Genomic DNA, 24,857 nt, shown 5'->3' on the forward strand with positions numbered 1-24,857 from the left:
GCTTGAATTTTTAAATTTTAATTCCAAAATTTTTCTCCAAAAACAATGACGGTAATTCAATATTTTTGTAAACCACTATCAAATCCATCGAAAGCTCAGTATAGAGACTGCTTTATCATTATTACAATTCTTCAATTTTTTCAAATGTCAAAAACTTATTTCTATAAGAAAAGCCTATTGGGGGCATCGTCCAAACGCTCAAGTATAAGGCTAATGAAATTATACCATTAATTACTAAAATTGCTCCCTCTTCACCATTGTTTAGCATTAAAAAGAAAAGTAAACATGCTAAGTTTAGGAAAAGAAATATATACCCTGTTAACTCTCTTCTTTTAGTCGTTCGAAGTGTCAATCTAACTTTCTTACTTTCCTTAGGCAACCGTTCAGCTGCAATTTTATGAGCTTTTCGCAGAGAATTCCAAATAATAAGATAAGAAATCAACATAGAAATAAAATATAAAACTATCTTTAAGAATATTTGTTGACTTATCTCATAATTTACAAATAAATTTCTTAACATATCGTATCCAATTTTTACAATCGGTTGGACCATTATAGCTATAGTGCTAGTTCCCAATAGTGTTTTTGATTTTGTTTCAAAACTAGCATTTTTCTTATCCAGTTCCGTCATATCAACAGTGATATTTGGGGGTAATAAACCCCAACAGTATCTCTTAGGTGTCAGAGTGCTAGTATCCATAATATATTTCTGAGAATGCCCATCTATTTCAACTATTTGATAGCAACCTATGTTAGAATTTCTAAAATTTATCTCCATTTTTTACTCCTACCACCCAAACACTTTCTGAATTTCGTTATAAGTTACATTATAGCTTTTTCAGTTCTTTAAATTCTAGGTATTTCTTTTGATAAGCATAAGTCAATGGAATAACGCCAGATTCAATCCAAATAAATAGATAGGCCAACAAACCATTCAACACTAGAATTGCAGCTTCTGTTCCATTATCTTGTCCCATATAAATAGAGAAAGCAATTGTATGTAAAATGAGAAATAGATAGGCATGGAATTGTCTTTTTTTCTTATTATTCTGAAAGACTATTTTAAACCTCTTCTTTTCCTGCGATAAACGACTTGAAATCTCCTTCCTTGATTTGATTAAAATACCTTGATAGACAATATAGGCTACCAAAATAGATATGAGAAATAAAGATACTTTTAAATATAGATTATGACTAATATCATAATATCTAAAAATTGATGTTACTACTTCATACGAAAGAAGACCAAAACCAATAGATACCATACGCATTCCTGAGGGTCCCATCTTAATTTTCTTATCAAAATTTTTATTCTGACTATCAAGTTCTATCAAATCAACTTCAAGAGTTTCAGGGGAAAGTCCCCAATAATAACTCTTTGGTGTTGTAGAGTTGGAATCAAGAACGTACTTTTTCTCTCCCATCTCTAACACATCAAAATAAGCAACATCTAATCCTCTAAAATTAATTTTCAAAATTACCACCCAAACACTTTCTGAATTGATTTAATACCTGAATCGATAGCATTACCAACGTCTTTGATTCCTTTATTAAGACCATCTCCTATGTCATTAGCCATATCTTTGATTCCTAAAAAGTTGTTTTTGTAAGCATATCCAACTACATAACCGACAGCAACACCCGCTGCAATAGTCCACCCGACAGGAGTTGTTCCAAGTGCTACAGATGCAGCAAAAGCCATGGCAGACTCTGTACCAATTGCTGTAGCCACTGCAATCGCCCCAGCTTCTAAACTAGCCACTCCTAATGCTGTAACTGTCGTCGTTACTGCCGTATGTGCAAATGCACGTCCGGCATTCTCATTTTGCAGGTTATTCAGAAAGTCCATCCCTATAAATACCGAACTAATCGCTGAAATCCCAACAGAAGAGTTGGTTCCTGGTATAGGGATATTAATTTCTGAAGTTGTCAATTGCTTAAGTAGATTCACAGCATTTGCTTTGAATAAAGCATCCGTATAGCCTTTACTATCTGCAGAGTAGGTAATGTTTATATTACCAAACTTATCAGTAGTAGTAAAATACTTAAAGTACTCTGATAGCTTAGGATTCTTTGAGCTTAACTTAGAAATTGTGTCTTTAGCAATTTCTTCCAGAGACGTATCTCGGACAGTTTCAAGAAACTCCCCTAGCCCGCTTAGGTCAACATTTTTATTAACTTTACTCTCGACATATTTTCGTACAGCATCTTTAACATTCTCTGGTAACTCTTTACCAGGATACCGTTTTCCATAGTCTGCAATTGCCTTTATATCATTCTCATCTAATTCGGTTTCATTTTTAACTTTATCTACAACATTTTGATAATTTTGAATTACCTCAGAACGCTTCTTCCACTCATTATTAATATTATTAGCCCAAGGGGCTTGTCCCTCTATTTTAAAAGTTCCATCAAACTTTCCAAAGTCACCTGTGACTTGTTCGAAACCTTGAAAAACTAAGCTCTGTAAACTTTCTGAATCCGAAAACTGCCCACTAGTCGAGCTCGCAAACGACTGCAATTTATCTAATTTCTTTTGTAACTCATCTCGCTTACTCGTTGCATTTGAGATAATTTCTTGAACATTACTTTTATAAGTAGAATCGATATTCTTCAAATCAGATAAACTGTTCAAAATAGCTTCTTGAGTTGAAATAGTTGTATTTTCTGCTTCAATTTGCTTTTGAAGTGTCTCCTCATCTAGACTTTCTTCACCGACTTGTGAATGGTAAAGAGTCGGTAGTTCACTCGCTTTTCCTCCCAGGCTCTCTGAAAAGAGGATAACTCCTCTCACTAGAGGAACCATTATATTTTCCGCATAGGACTTAGCACTATCATAGGCTTTCCCTTTCAATTCTTCCTCTGAAGTCAATTTATTAAAGGCAGTAATGACAGCGTCATAATAATTCGCACGGCTACTTAATACCGTATTCGCTGTGCTACCCTGCGAGTCTGCTGATCCTATGTCTACTTTAATACCCATTTTTCCCCTCCTTTTGCGATTCAAGACGGCGTTGTTGGAAAAGAAGTTCCTCTTTTTCGCCCTCTAGTTTACTCATTGCTTTTTTTAATTCTTCTTTCCTCTCGGTGATAAAATCATCAAGTAGCTGTTCATTCCTTTTTAACTTTTCTATATTTTCAAGGCGATCCATCTCATCTTTCACTGATAACGGATAATATCCTAATTCTCTATATGGGATGAAGTTCGATTGGCAAAGATCTGTAATCTCCGTCGCAACGGAAAGAAACTGATTTCTTTCTTCTTCTAGCTTGGATAAATTTGTTTGAATCTGTTGAACACTACATTGAATATCTTCTAATTTTCTTTTCTCCATCCTCACTCCTTAAATAAATTATTTTGAGGAACAAATGACGGATTTGAGTATGGAGAAGGTAGACTGGTTGTCCCATTATTTGGAGTATTCTGCCACATTGTACTTATATTCTCATCTACTACTTCAAATTCATTTGCGACACTATGAATTAGTTTTACGAATTCACTTATTTTCGATTGAATATTTTTAGCAATAGAGTCCTCATTTATGATCAATCTTCTTCCTACCGTATTAGCGGTATAATAGCTTGTCTTATCTCTAGTAACTGTACCGGCAGTTGTAATGCTATTGCTTGCTGATACAATTCCAGTTGCAATAGTACTTGCCTTGCCTTTTTCACTTTTTACTTGTCCCATGTTCAATAACCTTTTCAATTATCCTTTCTACTATCAAATCGTCAAAAGACCAGGTTGAATCTTAAGTATCAAAAAATAGTTTTACTTATTCTTACTAATTTTGAGTTTGATGACTTCTTTCCGAGAATGTAAATAAATCTGATCGGGATCTGGAGCCACATCTCTGTTATACATTCCTTTATCTAAGAAGGTTTGATCCATTAGGCGCATACCAAAGATGACCCATTGGACATTTGTTTTGAGGTATCTAGGAATTGGGTCGATGCTTGTCCCAATATAAGTATAATCAGTACCAATAATAAACCTCATCCCTACTCGATACCCATTCTCAAACATAAATTGAAGCTGTTGATCATTTAAATCGCTTTCGGATACTAGTGCTCTCATATTAGGTATAAAAATGATCCACTCAGATGATATGCCTTTTTCAAGACGGCGTTCTATTTCATAGATTAGCTGATTTCCTATGTCCGATAGTTCCTTTTTACTTCCAACATAGGTTTTCACCTGGTCACTATATGCTTCATATTCTTGGAAAGCATCAATCAACATCATATGGACGTTAGGCATTCTAAGAATAGTTTTTAATAAATGATGCGTTATATTATCAAAAGCGTCTTCTGCATTTGATACATAAGCCATGTGTTTAAATTTGCTAAGAGAGATATTGACACTTCCAACCATTTCTAGTTCCAAACCGATAGGAATCTGATCATTCTCAATAGCCTCTTGTACATCAGGCAAATTCAAAAATTCTTCCATCGTCAACTCCTCTGGCACCATCGGGATGGCACTTGGGCGCTGTCCGGTCCAGGCTTCTTGGAGGGAAGCGACTGCTTGGCGCAGGTTATTGAGGACTTGGGTGTCATTGGCTCCATAAACTGGGAGTGCCAGCTGGATCACATCCACCTCTTCACGCTTCATAAGGGCACGTCCCTTGATATCTTCCATGGTCATGGCAAGTGGTGTAGAGCCCACGATAGCCCGCACTTCACCTGCCTCATTCTGTGGCAGGCTCAACTGGTGCTTGAAGTTCGAGTAGAGTTGAGCACGAAGGTTGGTTTGACGACCGGCTGTCATCAAGAGGTGAACCCCGATACTGAGACCTTCACGGGAGATACGCACCAAGAGCTTGAAGAGTTCCGCCTCATAGGCTTCTTCCTTGAAGGCCTCATAGCTATCTAAGAGGATGACGATAGCCGGCTCTTCCTGACCACTGGCCTGACGGTAGAGTTCCAAGGTCCCAACACCATAGTCCGCAAGGAGTTTCTTACGACGGTTAAGTTCTCTCTCCATGATTCGTACAAACTTAGAGATCTTCTCTGTTTGGTCCAAAAGCATGGTATCCGCCACCTGTGGAAGCTTGGACAATGGAGCCAAACCATTGGTACCAAAGTCCATCAAGTACATGGTAAGGGCCTTTGGACTGAATTTGCGAGCCAAGTCCATACCAGCTGTCTGAAGGAAGGTGGTCTTTCCTGTACCCGGACTTCCGTAGAGGAGGATATGACCATCCTTGGAGAGATTGATAGAGACAGCTTCTTGCTTCTGGGCCTGCGGGATATCCGCCATCCCCAAGAGGACAGAGAGTGGTTTCTCTTGTGTCCAGGCTACTGTCGGTTGCACTTCTTCCAGTTCGTCTAGCGTGATTCGCTCTTTGAGCGGTGGCAACCATGGCTGTGGTACTGGAGGAATCTCTTGTTCTTCACACAAGAGCTGGATATGGTGCACTATCGCATCCAACTCTGTCGGAACTTCCTTGATCTCATCCACATCTTCTAAGCCTGACAAGTCTTCATTCAAGATCTCATATTGGCCCAATTCATTGATTAGGTAGATGGTATGATCTTCGATCCCCATATCGTCCTTGTCCGGCTGATAATCCGCCCCTGACCAGGCTGACTGGAAGAGTTCATAAACTTCGTTATTTCCAACCTGTAGATAGGCACGTCCTGTCTGGGTGATCTCGGCTGCGTCCGGCGTATGAAGCATTTCATTGGAGTCCGAACGGTCCGCTACCTTAAGGGCGATCTTGAAGCGTGAGTTAGACCAGATCTGGTCATCCACCACACCAGATGGTTTCTGAGTAGCTAGGATCAAGTGGACCCCGAGGGAACGCCCAACCCGAGCGATGGATACCAGCTCCTTGATAAAGTCTGGCTGGTTAACCTTGAGCTCCGCGAACTCATCCGAGATGAGGAAGAGATGAGGGAGCGGTTCTGTCGCTTCTCCGTTTTTAAATTTCTTCTGATACTGATTGATATGGTTGACTTCAAACTCTCCAAAGAGTCGTTCACGACGATGGATCTCCGCATTGATCGAAGCCAAGGCCCGCATGGATTGGGCACCATCTAAGTTAGTAATGGTTCCCAAGAGGTGGGGCAGATTTTTAAAGAGATTGGCCATCCCACCACCCTTATAGTCGATCAGCAAGAAAGCCACATCATGTGGGTGGAAGTTGACAGCGAGGGACAGGATGTAGGATTGGATGGTTTCTGACTTCCCTGAACCAGTCGTCCCTGCGATCAATCCATGAGGTCCATGGGCTTTTTCATGCAGATTGAGCTGAACCAGGTCATCCTGACCACGCAGACCAATCGGCACAGCCAAACTCTTGTAAGGTGCGTTCTTTTTCCAACGGCTCGATACCTGCAAGTCCTCAAATGTCTCCGCCCCATACATTTCCATAAAGGTCACAGAATCTGGGATCGAACTCTTCAGGTTTTGGAGGTGATTGAGCGGTGCCAAAGTACGGGCGATCCGCTCCTTATCATAATCTGCTGGGAAATGATCCAAACGGAAGTCCGTCTCTTTCAAGACTCCTTCTTCCATGACCAGTTGGCCCGTATTGCGGTCCTTGATATTAATCACTGTCTGGATGTTCTCAGACAAGGAACTCATGACATCCTCTACAAAGATGAGAGAACAGCCTAATTCCGTTGGATCTTCGGTAAAGAACTCCATGATGATATGATCTAAAATCAACTTCTCATCGGTCACTAAAACCACGTAATGAGGATGGAAGAGGGTGCTCTCCTTGTGGGATGCTTCTTCCTTTTGGCTACGACGTAATTTCAAGATTTGGTTCAAACTATTAAGAACCTGGTCTCGTGTCCGTTGATTATAGACAAAACCGCGAACATTAAGTTCTTGCAGTTTGGCATGCGGTAGCCAACGCATCCAAGACCATTGCTCTTTTTCCTCTTCAGGCAAGATCGTAATAAACTGCACATCATGGTAAGAATGGAAGGTCGCTAGCTGCATCACCAAAAGTTGCAGTTGTTCTAGGACGAGATTTCTAGGTCCAATATACCCCACCGGTCCATGGCTAAGATTTGCCGGAATCGGCATATCTGGGATCTTTTTGTGACGACTATAGAGAGCATAACCTTCTTCTTCCAGAGCATCCTTCTTACCGCTACGCTCCTGTTGACCGTATTTTAGGTCATAGCTAGTCGGCATTTTCCCGAGTCCCAAACGATAGTATAAAAAGTCAAAATGCAAGGGAGTCTTTTCGTAGATCCGGTGATTGTAACTCTCAACCAAGTCCGTCAACTCTAAAATCGTCGGAAAATGATAGTGCATCCCTTCTTTTTGTTCTCGTTCCAAACGAGTCAACTCCTTGACCTTATCCTTCAGGTAAAGACGATAGAGATCGACCCGTTCCTTCTTATCAGCCTTGTACTTTTTACGATTTTTGATGAAACCACGGATAGAAAAAATCATTGTGGTTATGGACATCCCCACTGTCGCAAGAATATAGATCCCTCGAGGTTGAATCAAGGTGATCAAGACAGTTACTCCGACCATCATTAGAGGAGGAACGATCAGCTTTAACAGTTCATCGCTCGGTTTAACCGGTTCCTGGCCTGGGGGATTAATCAAGATTTTATCCTCGCTACCACGATAGATGATCCGTGGAGAACGGTGATAATCTGGATAATCATCATAAAAGCCATATCGAGATGGTTCTCTCAGAGTCAGTTGTGGCCCAACTTGGGCAGGACCCTGAACCCATACTTCATCTGGATAGAACTTGATCGTCACCGCCCCTAGACTCAACTCATCTCCAAAACCAATCAATTGCTGGTCCATTTGTTCCAGATGATTGTTTCGATAGAATGCGCCCTTTAGTCGAGTTAACGTCCATTGATTTTGGGATTTTTGGAGTAAGAGTTCAACATCTCCATCTAGTGTGATTAATGCACCTCTTTGAGAGCCAATTTGAAACTCTGATAAATCCAAAAGGTCATAAACCCTTGGCTCCCCTTCTCGGAGATAAAAGACGACCTCACCCAAACGCAGACCATCTTTCAAAAGTCCCGCTTCATCGTCGTACTGATAAAAGACCTCGCCACCATCGACCTTGAGCTGAATCGGTATTTCCTGTTGAGAAAGGTAGACATGGGCCTTTTCAGTCGCCCCGATCAAGACCGTCTTATCTATACCCAGTTCTACTTCATAACGCATACCTTGGTTGTAGAAAATGATTTGTTTTTTCATAATTTCTCTCCTTGGTCTACTTTAATTGCTAGAGGAACTACTTGGAACAGGTTTCTTCTCAGATGACGGTTTGCTTTCAGAAGCCTTGTCTTGAGGGTTAGGAGTTGTAGAAGCATTGGAGCTTGATTCACTCGTTAGTAGCTCACTTCGACTATCCCAGTATTTCTTATACTCGCTTTCCAAAGTATTCAACTTACTTTCACGGTCTTTCCCTGACAAGTTGCCATCTTCTCGAACCTGCTTGATTTCCTGAGTCAAAGCGTAGAGAATCAAGTCACTGTCGTTAATCCGTTTCGCAATATCAAGAGCCTCTTCAAAGCGATTGCGCCCAACCTGGATCCAGTAAGTCAAATAAAGCTCATCTGACTTGAGTGTTACGTTATTCAAGATGACTTTCTTTTGTTCAGAAGAAAATTCCAACCCCTGAATATAAGAGTAAGCCAACTCATACTTTTGCGTATTCGGCAAGCTAGCTGGATCAATTCTCTCTAATTCTGTAATAACACCGCTATAATCCACTTTAATAAAGGCAGTATCTGCCTGCAACATCTTTTCTTTGAAAGGATTTTGCACAAAAATCAGATAGATAAGTGGAACGATCAACAAGACAACGCTGGCTGTTAACCAAATCGTTGCCAGTTTAAAGACACGATGGCGTCTACTTGGAACCAAGACCAAATCTGCTCGTTCTTTCGCAGCCTTCTCCGTGTAGTACTTCTCCAAAACAGCTACTGCAGCCTCTATATCATCTGCCTGACATAGGTCATTTAAGAAGTCGGGCAAGGTCTCTAATTCCAAGGAACCATTATAAAGATCCATGAAATCCAAATCGCTAAATAGTGTTACTGTAAAACATTTAGCCTGGCGTAAAAAATCTTCTGAGGATATGGATTGAGGAACCATCAGACCAGGAATTCCACGATAAGCAATCTTAGCCTGAGCATCCTTGGTAATAAAGAGATTTACTGGGTGCAAAAGAAAAGTCACAGGTAACTCCAAAGCGTCCTCTAGACGAAAAACGTTTAGGGCCAAACGGATTCTTTCCGAAATGGTACGTTCCTTTATTTCCTCATAAGTCAGTCCATGAGCTTCGACTTGATAGGAGAAGGTGACACTATCCTCATCAGACACCATCGATTGCTCCAAAAAGAATGGATGATGTAAATCCAATAGTAACAGTTCCCGTAAATCTTGACTCGCAACATCTGAACGTTTGAGTTTTAATTCCCAGTTTGTTTCATTTTTTTCATAGACAAACGACTGTCCACCAAATTCAAATTTTTCTTCAGCCACCTATATCTCCTCAATTTCTACTAAATCTCCTGTCGTCATAGGATAATCAGACAGATGTTTCCCTTCATCAATCAACAAACCTTTATTGACAATTCTTAATTGATATTTTTTTCGCTTGATACCTGGATTAAAAATCGTATCCACTTCTCGCACCAGCCGGCGCACTTCAATTCGCCGTGGAATGCGAATATCCACATCTCTTTCTCTCAAACGTAGGGTAATATTGATATGTTGCTCCACCTTTTACACGCCTCCTATGTCTGGTTTATCCTTTTCTAAGTTATTTAGACAGACTAGTTAAAAAATTAGTCCATCCCTTCTACCATCACACGATAACTCATTACTGCCGTTGCTCCAAAGAGCAAGAAAATCAACACCACATAGAATATCTCTGGAAGAAAGTCATTCAGACCACCTTTTTCTACATGGCCTATATTTGTTTGGAACTTGATTGTTTTTTGAGCATTGGGCTGAAACAACTGTTCTTCAGAAGATTTTTTCACTGGTCTCTGTATAGCAGAAAACAGTTGGCCCCTTTCTGTGATCAACTGTTCCTCTTGATGCTGTTGCATGTCCTGCAACCTCTTTTGAGTCGCTTCATTAAAAAGCTCCTTGGTTTGTTCAGACTGTAGACCAAATTTCAATCCCTCTTTCTTTTCAAGTCGGGAATCATCAATCTGCAGACTGTTATCCTTCAAATCATCTGCAGCAGCCCCAGAGACTGCTGCACATGTTACTAAGGTAAGAAGGAAAAGAATGATTTTCTTCATATTTCTATTTTCTATTCTTTCTCAGCTTGGCTTGCTTGAAACCACAAACTACTTTCTCTGATAAAAATATTTATAACAAGTAAAACAGCTATGACAACAATCGTTGCAACAAAAGCGATAATTGCTGCTGGATGTCCATCAAAGTATCCTGAAAGCAAACCTTCTAATATTGATAACGCATTGAGATTTTTGATAAATGCTGGGAAACCAGTTAGACTTGCTGTTGTCCCAATAGCATTTGATAGGTAGACAAAGCTAATCATCATAAAGAAGGAGAGTCCCATACCAATCACTCGGAAATGTTTAAGCAATAGATATTGTCCTTGAATCAGTACAAATGCGGCTAAAACAATTAATAGAACCCAAGATGGTTGATATTCACGACCAACCTGTAGCTGAACACTTGATACAACACCAACTACCAATCCGACAACGATACTTAAAGCAGATAGGATGGTTACCGTCATCAAGTCTGTATCATGTAACTTATCAAGTTTGAACTTATCTTTGACTTTGCGAATAACGTTTTGAGTTGCAAACAGATAGGCTGTAAAGAGACTAACAATCTCCAATAGTAAAATCCATGTAAATGGACGGTAAACATTGACAGTCGCTTTCACTGAAGTAGCATTTTGGGTAACAGGGTTGGATAAGAAGTTCAACAACACTTCATTTGGTACCCCATTTTGATAGGCATTATTCAGAACCTTCACAAAGGATTCTACAAAGTTTCCATTGTTAGTTAATTCTTCGTTAAACTGCGTCATCAAGGAGTCAGCATCTTGTGACAACTTTTCAGTACTTGTTTGAGCGTTTGACAATTCACGATTGAAATTACCTAAAGTCTCATTCACAGACTCTGCAGCTTTGACATTACTTTGAGAAGATTCCTTCACACCCGTAGTTTCTGACAAGAGAGCTGCATAATCCGAATTTAGGGTAGCCAATTGATTATTAGTCTCTTCAAAAGCATCATTGCCTTTCCCTTGCTTCTCAACCAAATCCTTTAGATTTTCTTCCAACTTCTTGTACAACTCTAACTGTTCATTGATTTTTGTATTCAATTCTTGGTTGGTAGTCAAAACATCCTTCACATTTTTTTCTAGAACAGGCTTGAGAGTAGTCAGTTTTGACAAGGCTTTATCTACTTTCTCTTTAGTACCCTCTGTATCTGTATCGCTAGCAGGTGCAGTCAGACTGTCTTCATACTTCTTCAGGTTTGAACTAATAGCTTCAAGCCAAATATTTGATAAAGCATCTGTTACATCACTATTTCGTAACTCTTTGACAGTATTGTATGCTTGTCTGAGTGCTTCCACCTTTTGGTAGTCAGAAGCTATTTTCTGAACCTTTTGTCCATAAGTCACTGCTGCTTGCTGAACGGCTAAGACATCTATCGGAGCACTGACTGCTTGAACATCATTCAAGGAAATATCAACAGTCTTTGGCTCCGCTTTTGGAGTTGGGCTTGAAGCCCCCGTTGAACTTGTAGTTGGAGTCGGAGCTGCCTCTGCAACACTATAGGCTACTTTGAAAGTCCCACCCGTCTTCAAATCAATTTCTTGACCAAACTCAACTGGTGTGCCATCATAAGTGACCGAATGAACCGTCACTCCTGTTCCAGCCTTCCATGATACCTTAGCCTTTGTTCCTGTTCGTCCAACAGCACTCGTACTAGTAATTGCCTTATTTTCCAGATTCTTCAAGTCCGTCAAAGAAATCTCGTCGCTTGGCTCTTTAATCGTTTTTAAATCTGTATAGTTTACAGAAGGAATTGTGATTGGTGTCATACCAAAACCACTAAATTCTTTTCCACTAAAGTCTTCTTTGGGTAATTCTGAGATTGCAGAAGCCAGCTGCTCTTTTAGAGATTCCTCAACCTTCTCTAAATCCTTGTTTGCAGCTTTATCCAAAAATCGATCAAGAGTGATTTTGCTCTTCTCACTTGTTCCATAGTAAGTGGCTAATTTCTCATCAATAAAGTTATGAATATCATTTTTATGATTTTCAAACTTGGTTCTTTCATCTGTTAGATTTTTCTGTAAGCTACCAATCTCTGTGCTGATGCTTTCTGCTACTTTTTTATAGTAAGCCTCAACTTCTGGTGACGTTCCATCAGTGGATGCTGGTGTTCCATCTATATTAGAAGTCAGAATACGTTGAGCTTTAATTAATTCCTTATAAGTTTTAATTTGTTCCTGAACGTCTTCCCGACTCTGAGAGATGAGCCCAGTGATAACATCCGCATGATTTTTCTTCTCAGTGACCCTATCCTGAAGCAGAGTGTCAAGCTTTTTACCATAGGCAATCTGCGAAACATCAAAACGACCAAAAATCTGTGAGTAGCCCTCCAAACCTGTCTTTAAAGCACTGTTGGCGTCAACTGATGAACTTGACATAGTATAGAGAGTTGGGAAAAGATTTTTAGAGTTGATAGCTGTATTATATAAATTCGTACGATAGTTTCCGATATTGGTCGCTTGTATCTGTGAGCTTGCTTGAACATTCTTTTGTGCTGTATAAAGGTTGTTCAAAATACTAGCCATATACATGTCCACTAACTGACCATTCAAATCAGCAACAATATCTTTCGCTAGTTTATTTGCATCATTTTCTACTTGCAAATTTCCTTGCGCATTCACCTTATAATTGATGGTTGTCTTATCAACATTGATGCTGTTAATATCGAGTATTTTTTCAGAAAAGTCACTAGGAATTGTTAAAACGAGTTGGTATTTCCCACTTTCTAACCCAGAATCAGCTGCTCCACGAGGGACAACAGACCAGTTTTGTGAATTATCACGCTCGATATTTTTTACATAACTAGCACCTAGATTGTATTCTTTTGTATCTACGTAGACAGGCTTATCTTCATTTACGATAGCTACATTTAATTTTGTCTGCTGATTAGCCTTTGCATTATTCTCATTGCTAATCGTTGTATTTTTTTGAACAGATAGATTCAAAAAAATAATCAATGCAAGCAACCCTAATGCCAACAGACTACTTCCTATATATTTAAAAATTCTATTCTTCTTCATATTACTTTAAATCTTCTCCGTCATAAAAAATAGGAAGGCTCTCGCCCTCCTAAAGCCACTTATATAACAAATTAAATTTGTGATGCAAGATCTTGGTCGTTTTGTTCAACAATTTCAGCAACCTTGTTCAACTGTGCATTGATTTCATCAAGCAAAGTTGCAAACTCCTCAATTTTTGGAGACAATTCTGTGAATTGGCGATCAAAGCTCTCAAAAGCAGCACCTTTCCAGTTGTCTCGGATAGTATTTTGCTCTTGAGTCAATGTACGAAGTACTTGTCTTACTTCCTCAGAACCTTGAGTGTACTTTTGAGCAGAGGTGCGCAATTCTTCTGTTGTTAATTGAATTAAAGCCATGTGAAACTCCTTTATATTAATTTATGCCCTCATTATATCAATAATTTGCCTCAATTGCAAGTTTAAAATTCATTTTTTATTCTATTTATAAAAAAAATAAGAGCTATTTCCATCTAAAAACTAGTAAGAAAGATTAAATTATCTACTTTTCTTGTATAATTACTTCTTTTTTTATTTATAATAACAAAGTATAACAAACTCATATCATCCTTCTTTTATAAGGTATATTTGTCAAACGTTCTTTTCTTCTAACTTTCTATGAAAGTTTTTATTCTCTTGATGACGAGCTTCCAACACATTCTCTATACGACTCTTGTAAAGTTGATGATAGTTATCCAAATTGTTCTCTATCTCAAAGATATATGGTTGAATTTCAGCAAAACTACTGTCTCTGCATGCATAGGAAAGCGCCTCTAGGAGATGATCCGTCTCCCTACTAAACTTGTGGAAATCATCATCCAAATCCATCTCTAAACGCTCTAAGTCTCGTAATTTACGATTATGCTCATCCTCTAGTTTCTGAAGTTCCTTTTTATCCATCACAAGTTTTCTCCTAGTTTTTGATTGGACTTTGTAAAGTAGGGGTTTGCATGGTCTGAGTCAAGTAAGTTTCAGCAGCATCAGCAGCCTTGCCCTCAAATCCACCCTTAATATTGTTTACATAAGTCTTAGAAGCGTACTCTTACATATCTGAAGCTGCTTCTTGCAACTTTTTAGCTAACTCCACTCCTTTAGCAAGGATTGACAGTTCTTTTGCAGTTACTAAGGCCCTGACTGCTTGGCGTTCTTGTTCCTTCATTCTTTCTTTGAAGCCTCTGTCAAGTTGCTCTCTTGTAATTAAAGTATCCTCATCCGTTAGGACTAACATTCTTTCCCCTCCATGTTTGTTTTACATCCGCCAATAGATTGTTAAAATCTTCAGCACTATCTGTATCTATGGTCTCAAAGGAACCACTAGCTTTAACCAAGCTTTCCCCCAGTTGCTCGATTTGTGTCAGGAAGGATGTTGCCGCAGTCTTCGTGTCACTTGCAAGGCCTTCATCCCAAAAGCTTGTTGTATCAAAACCAGAAAGTAGATTTGTAACTTCTGAGCTTGACAAATATCCAACCATGTCAAATGCTGTTGACCTTGTCTCCTTTACAATATTTTGAATATCTTCCTTAGCATCTGAAAGTAAGGTTTTCACATATTTAACTTTATCTTCCATGTCAAAATTTGCCAACTGGGCTGCTGTCTGAAGCAACTGAGCTCGAACCAAAATCCTCTTTTCTCCTGTAAGATTGCCATTTCTCAGTTGTTCCTGGTAACGAGGAATAGCTTCTCGATCCCACTTTATAGATTCCTGACGAGCTTCTTCGACAATTTTACTATATTCAGTTGTAAAATTCTCGTAAACAGCATAACCAATAGCTGCCTTTATTTTAAACTCACCCCTCATAATGGCATTTAAAACATTTGAGGCTACATTTTCATCGACTCCTAAAGCCCGGAGGGAATCCAACGTTGTTGCTATCAGTCGAGCTAGCTTTTCACCTGCCCTGAGCAATTCTGGGTGAAAATCCTCAGACGCAGTCAATAAATTTCCCTTTCCATCCGATTGGAAAACACCAAAGTCATGGGAGCTTTCCGGATCAGTAATTTGGGTATAATGAAGGGGGACAAGGACATTGACTTTACCGACGGGTTTCTTAAGTGGTTCATCGGAATCCCCAGGTAATTTGGTGATGGTATGCTCACGATTAAGCATCCCCACGACATCAAAAGGATTGACATAGTACTCGATTTTTTCGCTAATCTTTTTGATTTTCTCGTCACTGAGTCCCATTTTCTTTAAACTCTTTGTCGTGTCCGGGCCGTCAAAGAGGACGACTTTGCCGATTTTCTCCAGTTCTTGATCACTGAGGCCAGCTACCCCTTGCGCAGAGACAATGGTCCCTAAGGAGTGACCTGTGATGTCCATCGTCGCATTTGGAGCCTTTTCGCGCATCTCAGCGATCTTCGTTTTCATGCCTACTGTTGCTAACTTGGCTTGCGGCGTATGGATATGGTTGAGCGCAAACTGAGCATCGTTGTCAATCCAGTCGTTCAAATTCTCTATACTGATAGCATCACTTCCGCGGATAGTCATATAGGTTTTCTTGGTATCATTAGTCAAGGTTGGCGTATCCGTTAAGTAGTAGGCATTAAAACCAGCTCTCTCATCCGTTAAGAGTCCTTTTTGATAGCGTTTGATAGGATACTCTTCTTGGTGAACCCCTCCTCCAGGATCACCAACTTGGAGTTTTATCGTGTCTTCCACAGTATGTAAATCAGGATCTGGCTGCAGGTAAACCTTACCATTATGAGGAAGGTTCTTACCTCCGGGAGTGATTTCCCATTCTTTTTTATCCTTGTTATAAATCTTAGTATCTTGAGAGAAATCGAAATAGAGTGATTGACCTGAATTTAACAAAGCCCTATTTTTTTCTCTCTGAGATTCATAAGGAAATTTTATTGGTCTACCAGTATAGGCTGACTGAGCTAAATTCGCATAGAAATTATCAAAATCTTTTAAATTACTATTCGTCAATACCTCTTCCTCCTACACGTAACGGACCGCTTAATATCATAGAATCAAAAATTACTTTTTCATTTTCAATTTCAAACATGACACTCCAATCTGACTCTTCTATATTATTAAATTCACCAAATATACTCACAACTTCCCCTCCACCTTGTGGAGTTCCATTTCCAACTTTTTCCCACATTGTTTCATCCCAATCAATCTGAACAGATTCTATCTTTGCATTTTGAGATTTTACAAAATCCTTAATCTCCTCTTCATGCTCCTTTAAATAAGCCAACTGCTTGGCTCGCGGACTAAGAAATACTCCTCCAAATAGATTTGTTTTCTGCGCCATCCATGCTCCTCCTCCGAATACTACAAGGGCTAAAATCAGCCAAACCAAAGTACGTTTTTTCATCTCTTTCCTCCTAAATAGTGGAATCTATGTATATTATATCATGAATGTAAAAAAAAATACTTTTAGCAAGTATTCTAAGTCAATTGGGAATGAATGGTGTTAAATTTGAGTAAAAATTATCAAAGTTTTTTAAATTACTGTTAGTCATAATAATACCAAACCCCGTCCCTATAAATTCTTATAGGTTGCATTTCATAAATCCCAAATTCCCTTGGTGTACTATTCCTATCATTATCTAAGGAAAAACCAACCGTAAATTCTGTTTTATCATTATTATTTACCTTTCCTCTAAGTGTCAACATATAGCCTCCGCCTTGAGGAGTTCCATTTCCTACCTGACCAACCTTCATACTATCCCAATCAAACTGAACACTTTCAACTTTAGGACTTAAAGCTTTCACAAAATCAGCCATATCCTCTTCATGCTCCTTCAGATATGCCAACTGCTTTGCTCGCGGACTAAGAAATACTCCTCCAAATAGATTTGTTTTCTGCGCCATCCATGCGCCTCCTCCGAATACTACAAGTGCTAAAACTAGCCAAAGTAAAGTACGTTTTTTCATTTCTTTCCTCCAATATAGTGGAATCTAAGTTTATTATATCATGAATGTAAAAAAACTTTTGGCAAGTATTGTAAGTCAGTAGGGAATGAGTGATGATAGATTTGAGTAAAATTTATCAAAGGTTTTAAGTTACTATTAATCAAAAATCCTTCCTCCTACTCGCAATGGACCGCCTTGCATCATAGTATCAAAAGCAACTCGTCCATCTTCAATTTCAAAAATTACTTGCCAAGTTGAGCCCTCTATATTATTAAAACCTCCTCCAACTATTACAACATTACCTCCTCCTTGTGGAGTTCCATTTCCAACTTTTTCCCACATTGTTTCATCCCAAGCAATCTGAACAGATTCTACTTTAGGATTTAAAGATTTTACAAACTCCTTAATCTCCTCTTCATGATCCTTTAAATAAGCCAACTGCTTGGCTCGTGGGCTTAGAAATAAATTTGTTTCTTGTGCTAGCCATGCGCCGCCTCCAAAGACTACAAGAGCTAAAACTAGCCAAAGTAAGGTACGCTCTTTCATCTCTTTCCTCCTATATAGTGGAATCTAAGTTTATTATATCATGAATGTAAAAAAACTTTTGGCAAGTATTCAAAGTCAGTGGGGAATGAATGATGTTAAATTTGAGTAAAAATTATCAAAGGTTTTTAGATTACTGTTAGTCAAAAATCCTTCCCCCCACTCTTAAATAATTGGCTAAAGCCATTGAATTAGGAATAATTTTACCATTCTCAATATCAAAAGTTACATTCCAGGAAGAGGACTCAATATGATTAAAACCACCATATACATTTACAATTTCTCCTCCTCCTTGAGGAGTCCCATTCCCAACTTTTTCCCATTTGGTTTCATCCCAAGCAATCTGAACAGATTCAATCTTTGAATTTTTAGACTTTACAAATTTTACAATTTCTTCCTCATGTTCCTTTAAATAATCCAACTGCTTAGCTCGTGGGCTTAGAAATAAATTTGTTTCTTGTGCTAGCCATGCTCCGCCTCCAAATACTACAAGAGCTAAAACTAGACAAAGTAAGGTACGTTTTTTCATTTCTTTCCTCCAATATAGTGGAATCTTAGTTTATTATATCATGAATGTAAAAAAACTTTTGGCAAGTATTCAAAGTCAGTGGGGAATGAATGATGTTAAATTTGAGTAAAAATTATCAAATTTTTTTAAGTTGCTATTACTCATAAAGATCCCATAAATTTCCTTTCAAAATTCTTATTGGCTGCATTTGAATAATAACAAGTTTCTCAGGGGTTTCATTTAAATTATGTTTTAGCGGAAACCCTAATGTAAATTGAGTATCCTTATTGTTATTGATTCTACCGTTCAATGTTATCATATAACCACCACCTTGAGGAGTTCCATTCCCTACCTGACCAACCTTCATACTATCCCAATCAAACTGAACACTTTCGACTTTAGGATTTAAAGATTTTACAAACTCCTTAATCTCTTCTTCATGCTCCTTCAGATAAGCTAACTGCTTAGCTCGTGGGCTCAGAAATAAATTTGCTTCTTTCGCCATCCATGCTCCGCCTCCAAAGACTACAAGGGACAAAACTAGACAAAGCAAGGTACGTTTTTTCATAATGATGCTCCTTCATATATATCATCTCCCTCTTACAATCCAAAACTCCTTAATTAAAAACAAATTACGGATCTATTGTTGCATTAGAAATAGAAGATTGTCATTAAAACTAGTATAGCATAAAAGCCTCAAACAGCCTATTTCACCAATCACTCTTCTTGAAGGCTTGTTAATAATCTGACCAGAAGGATCTGAGTTGAATACAAAGAAACAACTGACTTTGTCAGATTGCAGCCACATTTGTAAGCGACTAAAGTCGCAACAACTGTGTCAATTGAACCAATTTAGTAAGAAAGTACAAAAAAGAACACCCCGAAAGGTGCTCTTTGTAAGTATCGTAATTCTTTCGAAGAACGTTTACTAAATTGTGATGCTTTACGAGCTTTTTTCAAGCCTGATTTGGAAAGTACGAGTTTCAGTTGGACTAAAAACAGCGTAATATCAAGGTTTTTCAGAACGATATCTACTGATTAATTTCATAAAATTTAAATCAATATTTTTTAAATAGGGAAATTTCTTAACGCATAACTTTCAATCCTATCCTCTTCCTTCTTATCCTAATAAAGTTTGTAATATTGGAATAACAACGATAAATAGAACCGTACTTAGAGTCACCACATTCGTAGAGAATTCCACATCTCCTTTTCCCTGATTAGCAAGGATCGGAAGAACAGCTAAAGCTGGTGTAGCGGACTGAATCATAAAGGTCTTAAATTCTACTGTCGCCATATTTGGTGCAAAGAACTTCAATACAAGAAGCATGATTAGAGGAGCTAGGATAAAGCGTCCAACTAAAGTGACAATTGTATCTTTATCAAAAGCAATGGTATTCAAGCCTGCCTTAGCAAGAACGATACCAATATAAATCAGAGATAAGGGAGTGACGATATTTCCAACATAGGTTAAGGTGTTCGTTGCGAAATCTGGAATAGGAATTCGGAGAATCAAAACTAGTAGAGCCACAAGAAAACCTACAAGCGGAGCTGGTAGCAATTTCTTCCAGTCAAATTTAGTTGTCTCCTTGCTTTGACCCGATTTACTGTCGCTCGTCATCAAATACACGCCCAATGTCCAGGTGGAAATCGTATTGGTGATATAGTAAATTAAGAAATAAGGAAGAGCCTGATCACCAAAAAGAGCAACGTTTAAGGGTAAACCGATAAAAATAGTATTGGCATTCACAAAGGTATTAATCATGGTCCCTCGCCGTCCTGGACGGACCTTGAAAAGTATAACTGTAATATAAGCTACGATATAGCCCAAGATAAATGCCACAAAAGTATAAAGGAGGCCTCCAGAAAGACTGATTAGTTTATCTAGTGTTAGGTATTTCATCACCGACACAAAAATTGACGCTGGCAAGGCTACATTCATGATCAAACGAGACAGATTGGGACCAAAGTCATCTCCAAACCATCCCCTCACCTGAAGAATATACCCCAAAACAATAATAGCGATAATCGGAATGATACTTGTAATCGAGGTTAAAAAGAGTGACATAGGTATCCTTTCTAAATTACTTAAGTCCACAGCCCATACAAATCTGTCGCTATAGAAGGATAGACAGCAGCAATGAATTATTTATACTCTGGATACCACTTCAAATCACGAACGGCTTTGGCCATATCTGTTTCCTTAGCACGCGCAAGACCTTGCTCTTGCGCTTTTTTAGCGACTGCTTCTGCTACTTTAATAGAAACATCTGCTACATACTTGAATGGTGGCAAGACAGGAGCTCCTGGTTGACCTGGATTGACAATACCACTCAATGAATGAGCCGCTGCTCCAATCATTTCATCAGTCAAAAGACTTGCTTCAGAAGCCAGCATACCTAGACCAAGACCTGGGTAAATCAAGGCATTATTGGCTTGACCAATCACATAGTCGACACCTTTATAAGAAACTGTATCAGCAGGAATTCCTGTTGCGACAAAAGCTTTGCCATCTGACCATTCAATCAAATCTTTGGCACTAGCTTCTGCTAGTTTGGTTGGATTTGACAAAGGGAAAATCATCGGACGCTCTGTGTTTTCACACATAGCCTCTACTATTTCTTTAGTGAAGGTATTAGGCTGAGTCGAAGTTCCTACAAGAATGGTTGGCTTCACAGTCTTCACTACTTCAAGCAGGTCAGTCAACTTGTCTGCGTTACTAAAGTCAGCACGTTTCTTAGCAAACGGTTTTTGTTCAGGAGTTAGGTCATCCATGTCATCAAAGAGAAGACCTTGTTTATCAACCATAAAGAAACGTTTATAGGCTTCTTCTTCAGAAAGACCTTCACTTACCATTTCACGAAGAACACGAGAGGCAATTCCTGCACCCGCAGTACCACCACCATAGCAGAGATAAATTTGATCTGTTAATTTTTCACCACTAATATCCAGTGAACCAAAGATACCACCTAGGGTAACGATTCCTGTACCTTGAATATCATCATTAAAAGTTGGAATTTGTTTCCGATATTTTTCAAGAATATTGGCAGCATTCGAGCGGCCGAAGTCTTCCCAGTGAAGGTAGAGTTTAGGAAAGAGACGTTCTGCTGTTTGAACAAATTGGTCAATGAAGTCGTAGTAACGATCTCCGCGAACCCGTTCGTGACGATTCCCTAAGTAATTAGGATTGTTACGAAGTTCTTCACGGTTAGTCCCTGCATCAATGACTAAAGGAAGAACCATAGAAGGATCGATTCCAGCAGCACCCGTGTAGACCATCAATTTCCCAACTGAAATATCTACCCCATTTGTTCCCCAGTCACCGATTCCAAGGATTCCTTCTGCATCTGTTACAACAATGAGACGAATCTCGCGATTCCCAGCAGCATTTTTCAAAGTGGCTTCAATATTTTCAGGATGATTGATATCAAGATATCCCGCATATTGTGGATCTACAAAGAGGTCACTATAACCTTCAATAGTATCTGCAATGGTTGGATCGTATACAATTGGATTGAATTCCTCTAAATGTTGAGAAAAGAGGTAATAGAAAAGAGTCCGGTTCGTGTTAAAAATTTCCATTAGGAAAAGACGCTTTTCCAAATCATTGGCTTTTGTTTGCATTTGTGCATAAGTTTGCGCCGCTTGTTCTTCAATCGTTTGAACATACGGTGGCAGTAAACCAATAAGGCCTAGTTCCTTCCGCTCCTCTAATGTAAAGGCAGTACCTTTATTGAGGAAAGGATTGTTTAAAATATCATGTGCAATCATAGTGCAACCTCCTTTTTACTTCTATTATACCACTTAATGCGAATTGTTTGTTGAACTTTGTTGCTTATAACATACAATCGTGTACGCATATGTTATAATGAGTCTACGAGAACAATTTCTAATAAGCTCTTTTATACTTAAAACACTATTATTAATGACACTTTAAGTTGTTATATTTTATAAGGTTCTGAACTCATAAAACTCTCGATGATAACTCTTTACTAAAATATTCAAGTAAAAGAAACTAATCATACAAATTGGCAATCCGAATTAAAATAAATATCATATAAGTTTGTTATATAATACTTTGTATTTTTTAAGATGTTTTTTTGTCATGCAAAACTTGTATTCTATTTATATGACGAATAAAAACTATTTACAACAATATATTTCCCAAAAAGTGAAATATTTTCGAACACAGAAAAAAATGAGCCAGGAAGAACTTTCGGAGCAAGCAGGACTTGGGCTTAAGTATATCAATCAACTTGAAAACCAAAATGTGAATCTGACCATTCACAGTCTTGAAAAAGTGATTGACGCCCTAGAGATGACCCCAGAGGAATTTTTCAATTTTGATAGCCTTGAATCAACCTCTGATAAGACTGGCAATCTTTCACTCAAAAGAATCAACATGAAGATTAAACAGCTCCCCATTAATAAACGAGAAAAGATGTTGGTCATTTTTGAAAGTATCTTAGATAATCTTTGATATCCCTGACTCACTTACATTTTAACTGGTGAATACTCGTATAGTCAAATTGTAGGATACGGATAAAAAGTATTTATCTGGTGATATCCACTTATTTTCCTTCTCCAACTAATGAAAGTGAGCCTATATGAATTTAAAAGATCTACAGTATTTTTATGACCTCTGCCAGCTTCAATCCTATACAGAAGTAGCAAAACAACATAAAGTCAGCCAACCATCTATTTCTTATGCTATCAAGCGCTTAGAGGAATCCTTTAACTGCAAATTGATTCACCACGATCCCTCGCATCGTTCCTTCAAACTAACTCCTCAAGGACAAATCCTTCTGAAGCATACTGAACTGATTTTACCCGAGGTTATTTCTACTCGCAAAGAAATTAATCGCTCTTTGGCGCATTACTCTACTGTAGGATTCCCTCCTATTATCATTCAGTATCTTTTCTCTGTCTTATATAAAGAAACTGAATTTGATTTTTTAAAAAAGGTGCGCCCTATCCGCGGTGGCTCCGTAGAGTTATTAAACCTTCTCATCAAGGGAGACCTTGATGCAAGCCTACTCGGTTTGATTGAACCACTCAATCATCCTTCAATAGAGATACACGAGCTATTTCATAAAGAACTGTATGTCGTTTTATCTAAGAACCATCCTCTTGCCACTGCTCCTTCCCTAACTTTTGAAGAATTAGTAGATCAATCCTTTATACTCTTAGACGAACACTTTGTTCATCTAAAAGCTTTTGAACTACTTAATCAAAAGCATCAAAACAAGGCAGAAATATTCTTTAAGACTGATGACATTGTCATTCTTAAAGAACTTTTAAAGAAAGGGATTGGCGTTAGTTTACTGGCTGATATCGCACTTTCTGATGAAGATGATGATTTAATAAAAATCCCTCTAATACCGGAGGACCATATAACATTTACAGTTTATTACGCTTATCTCAAATCAGCTACACTGTCATCAGAAGTAGAGGACTTATTTAATCTCATTAAATCATATGAATAGAAAAAAACTCTAACTATCAACTACTTGATAGCTAGAGTTTTTTTACATTATAGGTATTAGACTAAAGTACGAAGAAATAGGGTATTATCAACGAATCTTTTCATTTACCTGATACCATTCAACGAGATCCCCAATTATAAATCTACAAAGTGTCGATAAAAAAGAACACCTCGGAAGGTGCTCTCTGTAAGTATAGTAATTCTCTCGAATTAACGTTTACTAAATTGTGATGCTTTACGAGCTTTCTTAAGACCTGGTTTCTTACGTTCAACTTTACGTGAGTCACGTGTAAGAAGTCCTGCGCGTTTCAATGAATCGCGGAAGTCTGGGTCTACTTGAAGAAGGGCACGAGCGATACCGTGACGGATAGCTCCTGCTTGACCAGCGTATCCACCACCTACAACGTTAACGAAAACGTCGTATGAACCTACAGTTGAAGTAACTGCGAATGGTTGGTTGATAACAAGACGAAGGTCAGCGTGTGGGATGTACTCTTCAACATCTTTTTTGTTAACAGTGATTTTACCAGTTCCTGGAACAAGGCGAACGCGTGCAACAGCGTTTTTACGACGTCCAGTACCTGCATATTGTGCTTGTGACATACTTTATTGTTCCTTTCCTTAGATAAGTCCTGAAATATCAAGAACTTCTGGTTGTTGTGCAGCGTGAGTGTGCTCAGCTCCAACGAATACTTTCAATTTCATACCTTGAGCGCGGCCAAGAGTATTGTGTGGAAGCATACCTTTAACTGATTTTTCGATCAAACGTACTGCATTTTTAGAACGTAGTTCACCAGCAGAGATTTGTTTCAATCCACCTGGGTGGTTTGAGTGAGTGTAATAGATCTTATCAGTTGCTTTTTTACCAGTCAATTTAACTTTTTCAGCATTGATAACGATTACGAAGTCACCTGTATCAGTGTGTGGTGTGAATGTTGGTTTGTTTTTTCCGCGAAGTACGCTAGCAACAACTGCTGAAAGGCGTCCAAGAGGTACATCAGTTGCGTCAACAACATACCATTTGCGTTCTACTTGGCCTGGTTTAGCCATGAATGTAGTTTTGTTCATGATTTCTCCTATATGAATATCGTTTTTGTTTACAGGGCGGATGTTCCGGTCCGCGGGGTATTTGAAAGGTTCCGGGGCCTTACAAATGGGGTA

The 24,857-nt window shown here is 38.6% G+C and carries 24 protein-coding genes and 1 pseudogene; 2 read left to right on the forward strand and 23 right to left on the reverse strand.

Annotated features, from left to right (window positions below; all coding sequences use genetic code 11):
* Window positions 1-121: 121 nt before the first annotated feature.
* From HMPREF1115_RS08015 to HMPREF1115_RS08115, 21 genes and pseudogenes are all read right to left on the reverse strand, one after another.
* Window positions 122-778, reverse strand: coding sequence for a DUF443 domain-containing protein (locus tag HMPREF1115_RS08015; protein WP_000405076.1), 657 nt, complete (start codon window positions 776-778; stop codon window positions 122-124).
* A gap of 49 nt (window positions 779-827) precedes the next feature.
* Window positions 828-1,484: a DUF443 domain-containing protein gene (locus HMPREF1115_RS08020; protein ID WP_000236071.1), complete on the reverse strand. Its 657-nt coding sequence runs from the start codon at window positions 1,482-1,484 to the stop codon at window positions 828-830.
* A complete protein-coding gene (locus HMPREF1115_RS08025; protein WP_000511728.1) occupies window positions 1,478-2,983 on the reverse strand; it encodes a T7SS effector LXG polymorphic toxin in 1,506 nt (501 codons plus the stop codon). Before HMPREF1115_RS08025 ends, HMPREF1115_RS08020 begins: the two co-directional genes overlap by 7 nt.
* Window positions 2,973-3,335 carry a hypothetical protein gene (locus HMPREF1115_RS08030; protein ID WP_000415472.1) on the reverse strand — a complete coding sequence of 121 codons (363 nt, stop codon included), beginning with the start codon at window positions 3,333-3,335 and terminating at the stop codon, window positions 2,973-2,975. The genes HMPREF1115_RS08025 and HMPREF1115_RS08030 overlap by 11 nt, the downstream gene beginning before the upstream one ends.
* A gap of 2 nt (window positions 3,336-3,337) precedes the next feature.
* Window positions 3,338-3,691 (reverse strand): TIGR04197 family type VII secretion effector, encoded by a 354-nt coding sequence (locus HMPREF1115_RS08035; RefSeq protein WP_000531867.1) that lies wholly within the window; start codon window positions 3,689-3,691, stop codon window positions 3,338-3,340.
* A gap of 81 nt (window positions 3,692-3,772) precedes the next feature.
* A complete protein-coding gene (gene essC / locus HMPREF1115_RS08040; protein ID WP_000744022.1) occupies window positions 3,773-8,194 on the reverse strand; it encodes a type VII secretion protein EssC in 4,422 nt (1,473 codons plus the stop codon).
* Window positions 8,195-8,215: 21 nt separating this feature from the next.
* Window positions 8,216-9,487 carry a type VII secretion protein EssB gene (gene essB / locus HMPREF1115_RS08045; RefSeq protein ID WP_000796944.1) on the reverse strand — a complete coding sequence of 424 codons (1,272 nt, stop codon included), beginning with the start codon at window positions 9,485-9,487 and terminating at the stop codon, window positions 8,216-8,218.
* A complete protein-coding gene (locus HMPREF1115_RS08050; RefSeq protein ID WP_000434883.1) occupies window positions 9,488-9,727 on the reverse strand; it encodes an EsaB/YukD family protein in 240 nt (79 codons plus the stop codon).
* 65 nt (window positions 9,728-9,792) lie between these two features.
* Window positions 9,793-10,257, reverse strand: a complete 465-nt coding sequence (gene essA, locus HMPREF1115_RS08055; protein WP_000720508.1) for a type VII secretion protein EssA — start codon at window positions 10,255-10,257, stop codon at window positions 9,793-9,795.
* 11 nt (window positions 10,258-10,268) lie between these two features.
* Entirely contained in the window at window positions 10,269-13,298 is a 3,030-nt protein-coding gene (gene esaA / locus HMPREF1115_RS08060; RefSeq protein ID WP_025171004.1) for a type VII secretion protein EsaA, read from the reverse strand.
* A 71-nt stretch (window positions 13,299-13,369) separates the two neighbouring features.
* A complete protein-coding gene (locus tag HMPREF1115_RS08065; RefSeq protein ID WP_001173991.1) occupies window positions 13,370-13,654 on the reverse strand; it encodes a WXG100 family type VII secretion target in 285 nt (94 codons plus the stop codon).
* Window positions 13,655-13,885: 231 nt separating this feature from the next.
* Window positions 13,886-14,194 carry a hypothetical protein gene (locus tag HMPREF1115_RS08070; RefSeq protein WP_000358232.1) on the reverse strand — a complete coding sequence of 103 codons (309 nt, stop codon included), beginning with the start codon at window positions 14,192-14,194 and terminating at the stop codon, window positions 13,886-13,888.
* Between the two features lie 13 nt (window positions 14,195-14,207).
* Window positions 14,208-14,522, reverse strand: a pseudogene (locus HMPREF1115_RS12360) (hypothetical protein).
* Entirely contained in the window at window positions 14,503-16,224 is a 1,722-nt protein-coding gene (locus HMPREF1115_RS08080; RefSeq protein WP_000185206.1) for a cutinase family protein, read from the reverse strand. Before HMPREF1115_RS08080 ends, HMPREF1115_RS12360 begins: the two are co-directional and overlap by 20 nt.
* Window positions 16,214-16,618, reverse strand: coding sequence for a hypothetical protein (locus HMPREF1115_RS08085; RefSeq protein WP_000747474.1), 405 nt, complete (start codon window positions 16,616-16,618; stop codon window positions 16,214-16,216). The genes HMPREF1115_RS08080 and HMPREF1115_RS08085 overlap by 11 nt, the downstream gene beginning before the upstream one ends.
* A gap of 140 nt (window positions 16,619-16,758) precedes the next feature.
* Window positions 16,759-17,181, reverse strand: coding sequence for a hypothetical protein (locus HMPREF1115_RS08090; protein ID WP_000747471.1), 423 nt, complete (start codon window positions 17,179-17,181; stop codon window positions 16,759-16,761).
* A 135-nt stretch (window positions 17,182-17,316) separates the two neighbouring features.
* On the reverse strand, window positions 17,317-17,706 hold the full coding sequence (locus HMPREF1115_RS08095; protein WP_000664643.1) for a hypothetical protein: 390 nt from the start codon (window positions 17,704-17,706) through the stop codon (window positions 17,317-17,319).
* 136 nt (window positions 17,707-17,842) lie between these two features.
* Window positions 17,843-18,232, reverse strand: coding sequence for a hypothetical protein (locus HMPREF1115_RS08100; protein ID WP_000747448.1), 390 nt, complete (start codon window positions 18,230-18,232; stop codon window positions 17,843-17,845).
* Window positions 18,233-18,368: 136 nt separating this feature from the next.
* Window positions 18,369-18,779, reverse strand: a complete 411-nt coding sequence (locus HMPREF1115_RS08105) for a DUF1433 domain-containing protein (RefSeq protein WP_000747449.1) — start codon at window positions 18,777-18,779, stop codon at window positions 18,369-18,371.
* A gap of 552 nt (window positions 18,780-19,331) precedes the next feature.
* Window positions 19,332-20,279, reverse strand: a complete 948-nt coding sequence (locus tag HMPREF1115_RS08110) for an AEC family transporter (protein ID WP_000051822.1) — start codon at window positions 20,277-20,279, stop codon at window positions 19,332-19,334.
* Window positions 20,280-20,356: 77 nt separating this feature from the next.
* On the reverse strand, window positions 20,357-21,982 hold the full coding sequence (locus tag HMPREF1115_RS08115) for a malolactic enzyme (protein WP_000560192.1): 1,626 nt from the start codon (window positions 21,980-21,982) through the stop codon (window positions 20,357-20,359).
* A 358-nt stretch (window positions 21,983-22,340) separates the two neighbouring features.
* Here HMPREF1115_RS08115 and HMPREF1115_RS08120 point away from each other — a divergent pair, with 358 nt between their 5' ends.
* Both HMPREF1115_RS08120 and HMPREF1115_RS08125 read left to right on the forward strand, forming a co-directional pair.
* The gene (locus HMPREF1115_RS08120; protein WP_025171005.1) at window positions 22,341-22,691 is read left to right on the forward strand and encodes a helix-turn-helix domain-containing protein; all 351 of its coding nucleotides are present in this window, start codon (window positions 22,341-22,343) and stop codon (window positions 22,689-22,691) included.
* 127 nt (window positions 22,692-22,818) lie between these two features.
* Window positions 22,819-23,697: a LysR family transcriptional regulator gene (locus HMPREF1115_RS08125; protein WP_001049295.1), complete on the forward strand. Its 879-nt coding sequence runs from the start codon at window positions 22,819-22,821 to the stop codon at window positions 23,695-23,697.
* Window positions 23,698-23,906: 209 nt separating this feature from the next.
* Here the strand turns inward: HMPREF1115_RS08125 and rpsI are convergent, their stop codons facing one another.
* Together rpsI and rplM are read right to left on the reverse strand one after the other, a co-directional pair.
* Window positions 23,907-24,299: a 30S ribosomal protein S9 gene (rpsI, locus tag HMPREF1115_RS08130; RefSeq protein WP_000075969.1), complete on the reverse strand. Its 393-nt coding sequence runs from the start codon at window positions 24,297-24,299 to the stop codon at window positions 23,907-23,909.
* 18 nt (window positions 24,300-24,317) lie between these two features.
* Complete coding sequence (gene rplM, locus HMPREF1115_RS08135; protein ID WP_001044624.1) at window positions 24,318-24,764, reverse strand: 50S ribosomal protein L13; 447 nt, start codon at window positions 24,762-24,764, stop codon at window positions 24,318-24,320.
* Window positions 24,765-24,857 lie beyond the last annotated feature (93 nt).

It is taken from the genome of Streptococcus oralis SK610, assembly GCF_000257455.1.
Classification (GTDB): Bacteria; Bacillota; Bacilli; order Lactobacillales; family Streptococcaceae; genus Streptococcus; species Streptococcus oralis_CB.

What these genes read in the sequence shown, in the direction of transcription:
- HMPREF1115_RS08015 (WP_000405076.1), bottom strand. Translation starts at nt 778, where the DNA reads ATGGAGATAAATTTTAGAAATTCTAACATAGGTTGCTATCAAATAGTT.
- HMPREF1115_RS08025 (WP_000511728.1), bottom strand. Translation starts at nt 2,983, where the DNA reads ATGGGTATTAAAGTAGACATAGGATCAGCAGACTCGCAGGGTAGCACA.
- HMPREF1115_RS08030 (WP_000415472.1), bottom strand. Translation starts at nt 3,335, where the DNA reads ATGGAGAAAAGAAAATTAGAAGATATTCAATGTAGTGTTCAACAGATT.
- HMPREF1115_RS08035 (WP_000531867.1), bottom strand. Translation starts at nt 3,691, where the DNA reads ATGGGACAAGTAAAAAGTGAAAAAGGCAAGGCAAGTACTATTGCAACT.
- essC (WP_000744022.1), bottom strand. Translation starts at nt 8,194, where the DNA reads ATGAAAAAACAAATCATTTTCTACAACCAAGGTATGCGTTATGAAGTA.
- essA (WP_000720508.1), bottom strand. Translation starts at nt 10,257, where the DNA reads ATGAAGAAAATCATTCTTTTCCTTCTTACCTTAGTAACATGTGCAGCA.
- esaA (WP_025171004.1), bottom strand. Translation starts at nt 13,298, where the DNA reads ATGAAGAAGAATAGAATTTTTAAATATATAGGAAGTAGTCTGTTGGCA.
- HMPREF1115_RS08065 (WP_001173991.1), bottom strand. Translation starts at nt 13,654, where the DNA reads ATGGCTTTAATTCAATTAACAACAGAAGAATTGCGCACCTCTGCTCAA.
- HMPREF1115_RS08070 (WP_000358232.1), bottom strand. Translation starts at nt 14,194, where the DNA reads ATGGATAAAAAGGAACTTCAGAAACTAGAGGATGAGCATAATCGTAAA.
- HMPREF1115_RS08085 (WP_000747474.1), bottom strand. Translation starts at nt 16,618, where the DNA reads ATGAAAAAACGTACTTTGGTTTGGCTGATTTTAGCCCTTGTAGTATTC.
- HMPREF1115_RS08090 (WP_000747471.1), bottom strand. Translation starts at nt 17,181, where the DNA reads ATGAAAAAACGTACTTTACTTTGGCTAGTTTTAGCACTTGTAGTATTC.
- HMPREF1115_RS08095 (WP_000664643.1), bottom strand. Translation starts at nt 17,706, where the DNA reads ATGAAAGAGCGTACCTTACTTTGGCTAGTTTTAGCTCTTGTAGTCTTT.
- HMPREF1115_RS08100 (WP_000747448.1), bottom strand. Translation starts at nt 18,232, where the DNA reads ATGAAAAAACGTACCTTACTTTGTCTAGTTTTAGCTCTTGTAGTATTT.
- HMPREF1115_RS08105 (WP_000747449.1), bottom strand. Translation starts at nt 18,779, where the DNA reads ATGAAAAAACGTACCTTGCTTTGTCTAGTTTTGTCCCTTGTAGTCTTT.
- HMPREF1115_RS08110 (WP_000051822.1), bottom strand. Translation starts at nt 20,279, where the DNA reads ATGTCACTCTTTTTAACCTCGATTACAAGTATCATTCCGATTATCGCT.
- HMPREF1115_RS08115 (WP_000560192.1), bottom strand. Translation starts at nt 21,982, where the DNA reads ATGATTGCACATGATATTTTAAACAATCCTTTCCTCAATAAAGGTACT.
- HMPREF1115_RS08120 (WP_025171005.1), top strand. Translation starts at nt 22,341, where the DNA reads ATGACGAATAAAAACTATTTACAACAATATATTTCCCAAAAAGTGAAA.
- HMPREF1115_RS08125 (WP_001049295.1), top strand. Translation starts at nt 22,819, where the DNA reads ATGAATTTAAAAGATCTACAGTATTTTTATGACCTCTGCCAGCTTCAA.
- rpsI (WP_000075969.1), bottom strand. Translation starts at nt 24,299, where the DNA reads ATGTCACAAGCACAATATGCAGGTACTGGACGTCGTAAAAACGCTGTT.
- rplM (WP_001044624.1), bottom strand. Translation starts at nt 24,764, where the DNA reads ATGAACAAAACTACATTCATGGCTAAACCAGGCCAAGTAGAACGCAAA.